The organism is Sinorhizobium terangae (assembly GCF_029714365.1).
Taxonomy (GTDB): Bacteria; Pseudomonadota; Alphaproteobacteria; order Rhizobiales; family Rhizobiaceae; genus Sinorhizobium; species Sinorhizobium terangae.
In genome coordinates this window covers 1,897,054-1,910,150 of sequence record NZ_CP121660.1, presented here as the reverse complement: position 1 = coordinate 1,910,150, position 13,097 = coordinate 1,897,054, and the positions used below count along the sequence as shown (strand labels likewise).

Here is a 13,097-nt window from a genome sequence, read left to right as displayed (position 1 = left end):
CGCGAATGAAACGAGGCCAAGACTCGACCTGTAAGTCTTCCGCCGTCACCGAACATGGAACTTCGTAGACTGCTTCAACCCTTCTATGTTCACGAGCCAGCAGGTGCCAAGTGGCTTTGGATCGTCCAGTGGCGATGGAAGCTTAGGAGGAACGGCTGCGAGCATTACGCCGCACTGCAGAAGCTGGCGAACAACCTTCCAGCCGTCATCGTTTTGGAACTCCGTCGCATCGACGACGTAGTCTTGGTGATCCCAGTATTCGCGTTTGATGTGGAGAATAGTTCCATCGTCTTTGGCGATTATAAGATCGTGGCGAAATTCCTCGCTGTTACCATCTTGGGGCATGGCGTCCCTCCCTCCGGTTGCAAACTTCTACGATATCACCTCAATGTTTGGTCTTTGACTTAAGCATCCCCTTGCGCGGCCACCGCATCGACGAAAGTCTTTCCGGCTGCAAGTTATAGGAGGTTCCGCCTTCTGCACGCAGAAATCAATAGCTGAAGTATAGATGATCGGTTGGCAGCGGAACTCGCCGCAAGCTTCTCTAACCCCGTGCGTACGACTTTTGGCAGCTCTTGTTGCGTGCTCTTAAGGAGACGATCGCATACTCGCTCGCAATCTTGATCGTCGGTCGCCAGCAGGATCAACAACGCCGTCCACTCGAATGGGTAGGCAATCTTGGACTTGTCAAACTCCCGCATGGCCCGTTCCGCTTCCGAGCGGGCGTCCCCCAGTCGACCTCGCCTCCAGTAACCCCATGCGAGGTTTGCACTGGCGAGTCCGACATACTCCGACATCGCCTCGATCCTGGCTGTCTCCGCCGCTTCCTTGGCTGTTTCAATGGCAGCCTCGACCTCGCCCTGCAGTCGGTAGGCCAAGCCTAGATATACGCGACAGCGAAGTTCAATCGCCTTGTGACCGGACCGCTGAGCAGCTTGCATCCCGCTTAACAGCGTGCGCGCGGCAGTCCGCAACCTGCCGCTATGAAGATAGGTAAATCCAAGAATGAACTTAGAAGATGAGATGGTCGCCAGATTGTGGGTTCGTTTGGCAGCCTTCACGTAGTCTCGCGCATGCTCGATTGTCGCCAATGAAGCACGATAGCGTTGAAGCCTCAGATCGCGAAGGACGCACTGGTTGAAGAATTCTGCCAGTTGCTCAGCCGAGCAGTCATCCAGATGAGGCGCGATCTGGTCCAGCAGAATGCTCATCTCGTTGCCGTTACCGCTCCAGTAATTTGCGTTGCATCTTGAGAGTTGAATTTCGATCCACTCTCCGAGCGCGTCCTTCGTCGACGTATCCCCGAGTTTCTTGAGCGCCTGCTCTGCTTCGTCGAGAACTTGCAGGGACCGGTCTCGGTCTTGCTGAAGCGCGACGCCTAGCTTCCGAAGCAGCCGGGCGCGTTGGAGAGGCTCATTGGGCGCGAGCTCCATAGCTTCGCGCAAGGCCGATTCCGCTTTGTCGATATTGTGCGAAAGAAACTGTACCTCGCTCAATTGCTCAAGCAGGGTTGTCTTCAGTTCGGCGGCTGAAGAATCTGATACATCCGCCGCCAAGCCCAAGTGATGAAGCGACGCACGGAAGTACGCGATGGCCTCCTTGTTTGCGAATTTCCCCTTTGCGAGGGTGGCGGCCTGCGAGTAGTACTCGAAGGCCTTGATGTCGTTTCCACCTGAAGCCCAGTGGTGTGCAAGGACGTGGGGTGATCCGGCTGCGGAATGTGTGTTCTCCAGGGCAACGGCAATCTGGCAATGCACTGTCTTTCGCGCCTTCGACAGCATACTTTCGTAAATAGCGTCGCGCATCAGTGAATGCTTGAAAATGTAGTGGTCCGGCCTTCCCGGATCTGCCTTCACGACTTGGGCACTGATCAATCGACGCAGTGCGTTCTCCACCTCGCTTCCACGATATCCGAGTGCGGTCTTCAACACGTGAGAAGAAAATTCCCGGCCGATCGCCGCGGCTGCCTGCGGGATCTCCATCTTTATCGCTAGGCGGTCTATCCTCGCGATGAGCGAGTCATGCAAGGTCATCGGGACAGATGTCAGATTGACTTCGCGTTCCTGTTTCGCCTCAGACAGGTGCTTGCCGTCCAATACCGATTTCGCCAGTTCTTCAACATAGAGAGGAACGCCGTCGGACCGGTCCGCGATGGCAGCCCGGACAGACCGAGGCAGCGCAGCGCTGCCTGTGATTGCTTCGATCAGTTGATTCACTTCGCCGTTTGAAAGGCGCGGGACGTCGACGATCGCATCGAAGCGCATATCCGACAGTTGCGACGTAGCTTCGCTGCGGCAAGTAAACACGGCGAGGGCGTTTCGTCTTGCCGGATCGTGAACGAACCGCTGGAAGAACTCGATCGTGCTTGGGTCCGCCCAATGGAGATCTTCCACGACTATTAGGAGCGTACGAAACAGGGAGAGGGTGTCGAGCACTGACTCTATGGCGGAGAACGTTCTTTCCTTCCGTCCACGTGCTGTAAGCCCTGCAAAATGACCGTGGGGATCACCCGACAGGAGAGCGATGAGGGCCTGGGCCGTGTCCCGGCGCTCCTGGCTCGTGTCTGTAACCAGCGCCTGAAACAGAGCCGACGTGCCAATAGATGCCTGTGGAAGGATCGCGCGTCGGAGTTGGTCCAGCACCGGAAATAGTGGCTCATGGCTGTGAAAGGGTGAGCACTGAAACTCCAACAGCACCGAGTCTTGGCCCGGTTCGGCGTGCGTCAGCACCTCTGCGACCAGGCGCGACTTGCCGATGCCCGGATCCCCTTGCACCAACACGGAGCGCCGCGCGCCGCACTTTGCCTCGTTCCACAGCCTCATCAAAGCATCGAGCTGTCCAACGCGGCCAAAAATGGGCGTGTCCCAGTGGGCGAAGTGCTTCACGGGTCCGCCCAGCCTCAGCCCATCGACGCGCCAAAGCCTTACCGACGATGCAATCCCCTTCATCGTTCGAAGACCGAGATCGCTATAGACAAACTCCTCGCCAGCCAGCTCCCGAGTCTCGCTTGAAACAACGATCGTGTCGGCTTCCGCTTCCACCTGCAGGCGGGCCGCAAGGTTTGGCGTCCGGCCCACGACTTGGTCCTTCAGCCTGAGGTTGTCGCTTTCGATGTCGCCAACCACCACAGGACCTGTGGCAATTCCAATGCGGCAGGACAGCCCTGATTCCTTGACCGCTCTGCCGAGTTCGAGCGCTGCCCGAACCGCACTTTCCGAGTTGTTCTCTCTCGCGCTGGGCCAGCCGAAGTAGGCCAACACGCCATCGCCCATGAACTGGCTTATCCTTCCGCCGTACTTCTGTACTACTCGGACGGCCGTTGATTGGTAGCCGGCAACGATATCGCGCAACTCTTCGGCGTCCATTTGCTCCGACATGTGTGTCGAGCCCACGAGGTCGCAGAAGAGAACCGCGAGGTTCCGTCGCTCTGCTCCACCGGTCCAGTTGCGCGACGCCTCTGCTTGATCCCTCCGATGTGACCCGGCGGACACCGCAGCCGCCTCGACACGGAACTGCTTCGCTGCAGCGATCAATCGCCTCCGATCGCCGACGGCTTTGATCCCGATCTCTCGAAGATCGCTGCTGGTCAGTTGGCTAAGCACTCCGAAATCAATGTTGTTTTCCTCAAACCGGTCCGCATATTCCTGCAAACCTATCTGTTTGAGCCATTGTCGGAGGGTAAGCGGCATGGGCGTCTCCAATCGGGAATACTGGGAGCCTTGGGCCTTAACAAACGGAGTCAGCATAGTACGAAAACGGATGCGCCCGTCACAGAATCTACTTGACCGGCGATGGCGGAGCGAACAATCTTCAACATGTTCAGCGATCATTGCGAGGCTGCTATGTCCGGCCCAACATTGACACTCTTGATCGTGGGTACGGGCAATGTCGGACGCGCCCTAGCGAAGCGGTTTGCAAAGACGTCGCATCAAGTCTTGCTGGGATCTCGAGACGACGAGACGGGCCGCCTTGCGGCCGAAGAACTCGGTGTGCGAGGCGGGGCCGCAAACTCCTTCGTGGCCGAGGCAGATGTGATTTTTCTCGCAGTTCCGTTTGTTAATCTGTCCGAAACATTGGACCGGTTGGGAAACCTGGACGACAAGATCATTGTCGATTGCACCAACCCATTAACTGCGGACTACATGCAGCTCACACTCGGGCACTCTGATTCGGCCGGAGAAACATGCCAAAGGCTTGCGCCACGCTCGAAGGTGGTGAAAGCGTTCAATGCTATCTTCGCAGATGTCGTGTTCGCCGAGTTGTCGTTCGGCAGCATTGCTCCTCAAGTCTTCCTAGCCGGAGACGATACTGAGTCAAAAAATCGGGTGGCGGCTTTGGTCCGCGACATCGGATACGATGCCGTGGACACTGGTGGTATCGAATGCGCTCGGTATCTCGAACCGTTGGCTGAGCTGATTATCCAGCTGGCTTACACTCAGGGCCAGGGGACTGTGGTCACGCCAGTAATCCTGACCGCAAGCGACGCTCGGGGCGACAATCATTGACAGCACGTCTTGTCCGACGGGACATCACTCGAACACCATGGGCGTATCGACCGATCTGACCGCGTTAATCGGGAAGGACACCTGCCCGCCGCAGAGGCATGTCCGACAGACGGAAAGCGCGAGCTTGTGCAAACTGCGTTCACGGACTCCATCGCTTCCGGTATTTCGACGAAAGCGGTACCTCGCTCAGCAAATCTCACTCATCATGAAGTCTGCTTCCTGGCTTCGCCGTGTAATGCTCGATGACCGCGCGCTTTTGAATCTTACCGGTCGGCCCCTTGGGAATCGTTGCCCAGACCTCGATCGACTCCGGTATCTTGAAGGCGGCAATCCTATCCCGGCAGAACTCACGCAGTTCGTCTGACGTGACGGTTCTTCCCGAAACAATGCTGACAACTGCATGGATGCGCTCGCCGCATCGCTCGTCCGGTAGGCCGACCACCGCTACCTCGTTGACTGCCGGATGCTCGGCCAGGGCATTTTCGACTTCTGTCGGAAACACGCTGTACCCCCCGGTCTTAATTCTGAACTTGACGCGATCTCTGAGATACACGTAGCCCGTCTCGTCGATCCTTGCCATATCCCCGGTATATATCCAGCCGCCCTTTACAACCTCGGCGCTTTTTTCTGGCGCGTTCCAGTAACCTGAGAACGACGTGTCGCTACGGACGATAAGTTCACCCGTCTCGCCGGAGGGAAGAGGACCGCCATTCTCATCCACCAACTTGACATCGACGAACGGGAGGGATTTGCCGGCGGAAGCCAGGATCTCCGGGCGAGCGGTGATGCCGAGTTCGTGGTCTGAGGGGAACAGCATCATCGACATGCCCATCAACTCCGTGGTGCCGAACATCTGGAGAAACGGCCTGGCAAAAACTCTCATCGCTTCCTTGAGCGTCTTCGGCGGAAGCGGAGAACCTCCGTAACCAAACAACCGCATCGAACTCATGTCCGTGCGTCCGATCATGCTCGATTCGAGCAGTGCATTCAGCATGGTGGGCACGAGGACGACATTGGTGGTACGCTCGCGCTCGATCAGAAGAAGCGCTTGCTCTGCAGACCAGGGGCCGACAATCACCGTGGCGGCAGCATGAAACAGGTTGCGGATCATGTGCATCAAGGGAGCTCCCGCCGCAGGCATCACGTGGAGCCAACGGCTTGATGGATCGATCCCCTCCAACAAAGCGGTATAAAGGATCGACTGAAGGAAGGCTCCGTGTGGGTAGACAGCCCCTTTGGGAAGCCCTGTCGAGCCGGTCGTGTAGGCAATCATCGCAATCGGATGTGGCGTCTGAACAAGCTCTGGCTGGTCGCTTTCGGCAAAGATGAGCTTTTCGTATTCGCTGGAAAGCGATCCGAACTCGATGACGCGCATTTCGCCACGAACATCTGGGGTCGGCACCGCCGCTCTTGCCGTCCGGTCAATCAGGGGAAGATGGTCGCAATGAGCAAAGATCACGGCAGGTGAGCAGTCCGCGACGAGCGCGGCGATCTCCGGCGGAGCGAGGCGCGGATTCAGCCCGATCCGCACGCACCCAACCTTCATGCAGGCACCGAATGTCTCCGCAACCTCGATGCGGTCGGTCGATAGGACAGCCACACGGTCGCCGGCAGTAACGCCAAGACGACGCATGGCGTGACCTAACGCATCGGTGCGCGCATGGAACTCACGCCAATTGCGACGTCGATCCATTTCAACGAATGCATCCTTGTCGCCCCAATTCAGGCCGTTGCGGCGGATCAGGTCTCCAAAAGTGAGCATGCCTTCCTCCCATACAAAGGCGAGGTTCCGCTTGGTCTCGCGTTGCCAAGGCACGACCAGGCGCGCCGATTGCCACGCACCGGCAGGCAGTGAGGCCGCAATCCCAGACCCGTAAACGGCGTCCGTGAGGCTCGATCCGGCCAATATTTCGATCGCCAGACTAAGCGGTTGGTTTGCCACCGCAACGGCCCAGAGCCATTTCCCGCTGCTTTCGAGTTCATAGTCGCTGCCCAGAGCCAGACTCCGTTGCCGTTAGCGCCTCAGGCCGCCGCCTTGTTATGAGGCCCACCCCTTATGCTGCATTGCGGCAGAAAACGCTTCCCCGGCCATGAATTCACCAAAACTTCGCGACAGAACGCCATTGCGGGTTGTCCGTCGGACACGGGCGCCGCTGCGAGCGGCAAGTCGGCCGACACTACCCTCCCATGTCTGGCGAGACTTTCACACGGGGATGACGGAACATGAAAGTTGTAGTCGAAAATACCGTCTGCTTGAACACGGGCGACGCGGCCATTCTTTTCGCGATCAGGCATATCCTGAAATCGATACTGGGCGAGAAGGTCGAATTCCTGGTGTTCGACAGCCAGCCGGAAGTCGCGGCGCGACTGTATCCGAAGGAGCAGTATCCCGACATCGAACTGCGTAAACTCCCCTCGGAATCGATCTTCAAGTACAAATACGACGACAACACCGTCAAGAATGCGCTGAAGCAGGTCTATAACCAGGCAGCCTTCCAGGCGCTCCGCCATCTCGGCAGCGGCAACTATCTCGACAGGCGCTTCTTCAGCGACGAGGACCGCAAGAGCCTTGCACTCTACAAGGACGCCGATCTGGTGATCACTACCGGCGGCACCTATCTCGTCGAGAACTATTCGCTCGAGCGGCGCATCAACCAGTTCAAGCTCGGTGAGATGCTCGGCAAGAAGACGATTTTCTTCACCCAGTCGCTTGGCCCGTTCGAGAAACCTTACAACCTCAGGATGCTGCCGCCGATTTTCGCCCGCAGCCCGCTGATTCTCCTGCGCGACGCCCGCTCACGCGACCATATCCTCGGTCTCGTCGACGATCCGTCGAAATGCCACGTGGTTGCCGATTCCGTCTTCGCGCTTGCGGACGTCGAGCGGATCAAGGCGCTGCTGATGATCGGCCGTCCGGCACCGACCGGCCGTGTCGGCATCTCCGTGCGGCACTGGCACTACGTCAAGGGCGGCGACGGCGGCATGGGGCGATATATCGATTCCGTTCGCGAGATGGCGACGAAGCTCGTGCGCAACCACGGCAAGAAGGTCACGTTCATTTCGACCTGTCAGGGCGTGCCGGAATATGCGCATGACGATTCGAAGACGGCGAACCTGATCGTCTCGGGACTGGCGCCGGAGATCGCCGAGCACGTGAGCGTCGACGCATCGTTCCACACGCCGGAGCAATTGATGGCAATCGCCAAGGACCTCGATTTCGTCGTGGCGACGCGCATGCACATGATGATCATGTCGCTTTGCACCGGCACGCCGGTTCTGCCGATCGCCTACGAGTTCAAGACCAAGGAAGTCGCCAAGCGCGTCGGCGTCGACGAAGTCCTGCTTGATATCGATACGGTGACGCCGCAAGAGGCGAGTGCGAAGCTCGACCGCTTCATCGGCAACCTCGACCTTTATCGCGAGACGAGCCTCAAGGCGGTGCTTGAGGAGCATGCCTCGGCGATGTCTGCCGCGGATCTCCTCCGTCCCATCGTCGAAGCCTTATCGGCGAATGGCGCTTACGGCCTTCGAAAGGATGTCGAACAGAACCTGGCGCGGCTGGCGTAGCACCAGCGCGAAGACGAGCGCCAGTCCGTAGTTGAGTGAGATTGCGGAAGCGAGGGCGAGGATGACCGAGCTTCCGGTCAGGACTTCCGGCAGCAGCCGATAGCAGATCCAGGCGGCCAGGGCCGATACGAGAAACAAGCCCTGGACGTAAAGGAAATCCATCGCCGAAACCGGTCCCACCCGCTGCAGCAGCCAGGCGAGTACCGGGAGACGCAGGACATAGCCGCTGATGGCATAGGCCGCCGCGACGCCGATCGCGCCCCATTGCAGGCCGACGACGAAGGAGAGCACCGTCGTCAGCGACGAATAGATGCCCCAGCGGAACATGGTCTGCGTCTCGCCCTGGCAGATGAAGATCCAGCCCGTGGTGCTCGAAACCGGCTGCATCAGGCTGGCGATCCCGAGCCAGGCGAAGATTGGCGCGACCGGCAGCCATTGCTCGCCGAAGAGAATGCTGACGGTCGGTCCAGCGGCCAAGGTCAGCGCCGCAATGCCGGGCATGGTGACGGCGGCGAGCAGCCAGTTGGTGCGCATGTAGATGTCGCGAAACCGAGGCTTGTCCTCCTGGATGCGGCTCATCAGCGGGATCATCACGCGCGACAGAGGCTGCGTGATGTTCTGCAGCGGGAACAGGAGAAGCTTGTAGGCGCGGTCGTAGTAGCCGAGCTGGATCGGCCCGGAATACTTGCCGATCAGGACGTTGTCGAGATTGCGCGAGAAGAAGTTGACCAGGTTGAAGCCGGTGAGATTGGCACCAAACGAGATGATGTCGCGGTCGATTGCAAACGCCGGCCGCCCCGGCATCCAGCGTGTGGCCCACCATGCGGCCAGGAGGGCGACTGCGGCGGAAGCCGCGGGCCCGATCACGAGCGACCAGTAGCCGAGGCCGAGATAGGCGGCCCCGGCGGTGACGAGAAGTCCCACGACCGCGGCATAAACATCGTTCAATGCCAACTGCCCGAACTTCAGGTGCCGGTTCATCAAGGCGAGCGGCAGCGCGGCCAGGCTGCCGAGGAGCAGCGGCAATGCCGCGGCAATCGCAATGGCCGTCATGCGCTGGTCGCCGTAGAAAACGGCAATGGCGGGCGAAAGCGCGATAACGACCAGCGTGCAGATAAGGCCGACAAGGGTACTGATCCAGAAGACGTGATTGAGCTCCCTCTCTCCGATTTCCTTGCGCTGGATGACCGCCTGCTGGAGCCCAAGGTTCTGAAAAAGCCCGACGAAGGCGACGACCGGGCTGACCGATGCGACGAGACCGAAGTCCTCCGGCGCCAGCAAACGTGCGAGCACGACGACGGAGACGAACTGGATGACCATGCGAATGGCCTGGGCGCCACCGGTTACCAGCCCGCCACGCAGTGCGAGCCGACCGAATTGGATGTTTTCTGCGTTCAAGCGACTTGCCTCGACTGGGGCAACTCCATCCGGAATTGCGTCGTTTCAACTGGTTAGAGCGGGAAGCGGGCGGAAGCCGCGCGCACTTTCCTCATTGCGCATCTGATAAATGCGGTGGCGCTGTAGCGCACCGGCTGACGATCTCGGCGAAATCATTGTCGAGCGCCTCCATGTCGAATTCGGCCTCGACCTTCTTCCTTGCCTGCCGCGCTACGCCCTCGCATTGCTCGGGATGCTCCGCGACGAAGCGCAGCCGGCTCGCAAGAGTTTCGACGTCTCTTTCGTCCGCGAGGAAGCCCGTCTTCTGATCCTCGATCAGTTCGGGAATGCCGGAATGGTTGGAACTCACCACGGTCAGACCGGCGGCCATAGCCTCCATGAGTGCCACGGGGATGCCCTCGACATCGCCATTCCTGGCGGTAACGCTCGGTAGCACGAAGGCGTGCGAGCGCCGCAGCCACTCCTTGACGTCCTTATGGGCGAGGCTGCCGAGGAAGGAAACGCGCTCTGCGATACCGAGTTTGGAGGCAAGCGCCTCCAGTTCCTGCCGCAGCGGTCCGTCGCCGATGATCGTGTACTGCCAGGCAAGGTCCGGCGCGTCGGCACGCAGCAGCGCGAGCGCGCGCAGCGCGTATTCCACGCCCTTTTTCTCGGCCAGCCGGCACACGGAAATCAATTGCAGCGGCACGCCGCGCCAGGATTTCCACTCATACGGGATCTTCTTGAGATCGATCCCCATGTGGTGCACGGCAACCTTGTTTTCCGGCGCTCCGGCTTCCACCAGGACGCGGCGAAAGAAGCCGTTCACGGTCAGGTTGAGCGCGCCGTATTCGAACAGATCATTGTATCGGCCGAGGCCCCGCTCGTGGAGCGGCACGCCGACGTCGTAGCCGTGGAAAATCGTGACGATCGGCGGCTTCAGCCGCTTCCATTTCTTCAGCCGAGCGGCGCGGGCGCCGTTGTGCCCGAAATGGGCGACGAGGACATCGCACTCGTTCAGGCGGCCGACCGACGACATGTCGAGCACGGTGGAGACCTTGTCGCGAAGTTTCGCCGGCAGCCGCTCGATCGCCGGACGCGTGCGGGCCGCAGCACCCCACCAGTCACGGGTTCGTGCCAGAAGGGTGGCGAGCGGCTCCTGCCGCCGATCCGCGAAATTGTAATCCGATATCCCGTTGCAGACGACATCGACCTCGAAGCCGCGACGCAAGAGGCCGGCCATCTGGCCGATGACGAAGGTTTCCGAAAGCGACGGAAACTGACCGACAATGAAACCGACGCGCATGCTTGCCGGTCTCAAGAGGCCTTGAGAGCAGAGACGCGGCTTGCGGCAGCGCGATCCAGAACATCAAGGAATGCCGCAAACTGACGGTCGGGCCGCATCAGCGGGCGCTCGGCGAACTTCGAGGCCGCTGCCGACAGCCGTTTGTATTCGGCATCGTCGCTCCACAGACGGCGGATCGCGCCGGTCCACTCCTCGAGCGGTCCATCGTGGTCGAGAAGGATGCCGCCTTCGCCGATTGCTTCCGGCAATCCTCCGCGCGTCGATCCGACGACCGGAATGCCGCTGCAATGCGCCTCGGACGCCACCCGCCCCCAGGCCTCTTCCCATTTGCTCGGCGCAAGCAGGATTTTCGTCCGTCCGTAGACGGTCTTCATGTCGCTGGTGCGGCTTTCGAGGCGCACGTTCTTCAGCGGCGCGATGATCTTCTCGATTTCCGCCCGGTGATCGTCGGCAAGCTTCCAGCTTTCGACGAACAGGAAGGGAATGTCGGGGCATTGCTCGGCAATGCGGACCGCCAGCTCGAATCCCTTCTCCTTATAGGGGTTGATGAAAGTCACGTACTCCCGCGTTGTCGGCGTCTTGTAGGTCTCGGGATTGATCGTCGGCGGGATGACCACCGAGTCGATGCCGTATTTCTGCCTGTAGGTCCGGGCCGTGAATTCCGAATTCGCGATGTAATGGGCGGCGGTCAGTTCCCTGAGATCGCCCGCGAGTTCGTGAAATTCGACATTTCTGAGATAGATCACCAGCGGCACGTTGTGCACCTGGAGCGCCTTTCCGATCGGGACCGATTTGTGGCACTGCACAACGGCGACGTCGGGGCGGAGCTTGTTGACGGCAAAGGTTGCCGCTTCCCAGGGGTGCCAGGCGCGAACGACGGGATAGCCGGGAAAGCTGTCCATGACGCCACGCTCGCCGGACAACTTAAGCTTGACGCGCGCCTTAAAGCCGAACATGCCGTCGCCGAACAAGGCGGCCAATACGCCGGCCTCGTGACCGCGGTCACGCAACTGCTGGACGAGGTGGTGCGTGCTCGACTGAACGCCGCCGCTGAACTCCGGATAATAACCGTTTCCGCCGGCAAACAGAACCTTCATACCGCTTCTCCTTCATACAGACATTTCGCCGTGACCACTACAGCGCCGGGCGTCTGACAATACGCGCAAAGGACGCTGCAGCACTTTGAATTGCTGCATGTTCCTATCCTTAAATCGGCTCCGATTTAGGGAAACATGCAGTAGGCTGGCACCTCACCCGAACCGGTGAGGAGAAAGGCATCAACTCCAGAATGACGGCAATTGTTGGGTCGGTCGCCTTTGAGGCGGCGCAACCTGCGATGTCAGGCCGCACCTAAGCAAAGGCCACGGGGCCGGCGCGTAGGCGCGCGTGTTTCCGAAAAAGTGTCGATCCGGCCGCAAGAAAACAGTCCTCCACCGAGCAGGTTGACCGTGCGAGACAGGGTGCAGCATTGCTGCACTGCAGCAGAGGCTGTCACGGCGGGAACAGATAGTCAATCGTCGCTCACCCTTTTGGTCTAGCTCGAACGGGTATCAACCCCGCCCCCGAACCGCTTGCTTGACGCCGCGGCCTTTCGAGCCTCAAATCGGTCCCACACGAAAAGAACGATGACGGGTGCATCATGGGCGATGACGAACCGCTACCGGAAACGAAACTGACGTCCACCAAGCGGCAATGGGCGGCGGGTGGAAAGTTTCTGACGGGGCGGGTCGGGCGCCCGGAGACCGACCGCCTGCCGCCCGGCCAGCATCTCGTCAACGACTGGCCGGTTCTGGATCTTGGACAGCAGCCGCACATTGCGCTGGAGACCTGGCGGCTTGACCTGACCGGCCTCGTGGAGAAGCCTTTGTCACTCGACTGGACGGCGTTCCAGTCGTTGCCGCAGAGCGACAGTCTCTCTGATATTCATTGCGTGACGACCTGGTCGCGTTACGACAATCGCTGGCATGGCGTGCTGACGCGCGAGCTGCTCAACCGGGTGATGCCGAAGCCGGAGGCAGAGTATGTCCTGCTGACCAGCTATGACGGCTATACCACCAATCTTCCGCTCGTGGACTTTGCCGCAGAGAACGCAATCCTCGCGACGAGTTGGGAAAGGGCCCCGATCAGCCGGGCCCACGGCGGTCCGATGCGCCTCATTGTGCCGCACCTCTATCTCTGGAAGAGCGCCAAGTGGCTGACGCGGATCGTTTTCTGCGCCGCCGACAGGGCCGGCTTCTGGGAGCGGAACGGTTATCACATGCGCGGGGACCCCTGGCTTGAGGAGCGGTATTCCGGCGATTGATGAGGAAACCTTCGGAAATGCAACCTGCGAATTTTGATGC

Annotated in this window: 9 protein-coding genes; 3 read left to right on the top strand and 6 right to left on the bottom strand. The window is 59.8% G+C overall.

The window, feature by feature from the left end:
* Nucleotides 1-45 precede the first annotated feature (45 nt).
* Both QA637_RS27610 and QA637_RS27605 read right to left on the bottom strand, forming a co-directional pair.
* Complete coding sequence (locus QA637_RS27610; protein WP_153440367.1) at nt 46-345, bottom strand: hypothetical protein; 300 nt, start codon at nt 343-345, stop codon at nt 46-48.
* Nucleotides 346-458: 113 nt separating this feature from the next.
* Nucleotides 459-3,689, bottom strand: a complete 3,231-nt coding sequence (locus QA637_RS27605; protein ID WP_283065972.1) for an AAA family ATPase — start codon at nt 3,687-3,689, stop codon at nt 459-461.
* A 126-nt stretch (nt 3,690-3,815) separates the two neighbouring features.
* Here QA637_RS27605 and QA637_RS27600 point away from each other — a divergent pair, with 126 nt between their 5' ends.
* Nucleotides 3,816-4,505, top strand: a complete 690-nt coding sequence (locus tag QA637_RS27600; protein ID WP_283065970.1) for an NADPH-dependent F420 reductase — start codon at nt 3,816-3,818, stop codon at nt 4,503-4,505.
* 196 nt (nt 4,506-4,701) lie between these two features.
* Here the strand turns inward: QA637_RS27600 and QA637_RS27595 are convergent, their stop codons facing one another.
* Nucleotides 4,702-6,267 (bottom strand): class I adenylate-forming enzyme family protein, encoded by a 1,566-nt coding sequence (locus QA637_RS27595; RefSeq protein ID WP_283065968.1) that lies wholly within the window; start codon nt 6,265-6,267, stop codon nt 4,702-4,704.
* A 461-nt stretch (nt 6,268-6,728) separates the two neighbouring features.
* Between QA637_RS27595 and QA637_RS27590 the strand changes: the two genes are divergently transcribed.
* A complete protein-coding gene (locus QA637_RS27590; RefSeq protein WP_283065967.1) occupies nt 6,729-8,072 on the top strand; it encodes a polysaccharide pyruvyl transferase family protein in 1,344 nt (447 codons plus the stop codon).
* Here the strand turns inward: QA637_RS27590 and QA637_RS27585 are convergent.
* The 3 genes from QA637_RS27585 to QA637_RS27575 form a co-directional block, all read right to left on the bottom strand.
* Nucleotides 8,007-9,470, bottom strand: a complete 1,464-nt coding sequence (locus QA637_RS27585; RefSeq protein ID WP_283065966.1) for a lipopolysaccharide biosynthesis protein — start codon at nt 9,468-9,470, stop codon at nt 8,007-8,009. The genes QA637_RS27590 and QA637_RS27585 overlap by 66 nt on opposite strands.
* A 91-nt stretch (nt 9,471-9,561) precedes the next feature.
* Complete coding sequence (locus QA637_RS27580; protein WP_283065965.1) at nt 9,562-10,755, bottom strand: glycosyltransferase; 1,194 nt, start codon at nt 10,753-10,755, stop codon at nt 9,562-9,564.
* A gap of 11 nt (nt 10,756-10,766) precedes the next feature.
* Nucleotides 10,767-11,852 (bottom strand): glycosyltransferase, encoded by a 1,086-nt coding sequence (locus QA637_RS27575; protein ID WP_283065963.1) that lies wholly within the window; start codon nt 11,850-11,852, stop codon nt 10,767-10,769.
* Nucleotides 11,853-12,394: 542 nt separating this feature from the next.
* Here QA637_RS27575 and QA637_RS27570 point away from each other — a divergent pair.
* Nucleotides 12,395-13,057 (top strand): sulfite oxidase-like oxidoreductase, encoded by a 663-nt coding sequence (locus QA637_RS27570; RefSeq protein ID WP_283065961.1) that lies wholly within the window; start codon nt 12,395-12,397, stop codon nt 13,055-13,057.
* Nucleotides 13,058-13,097 lie beyond the last annotated feature (40 nt).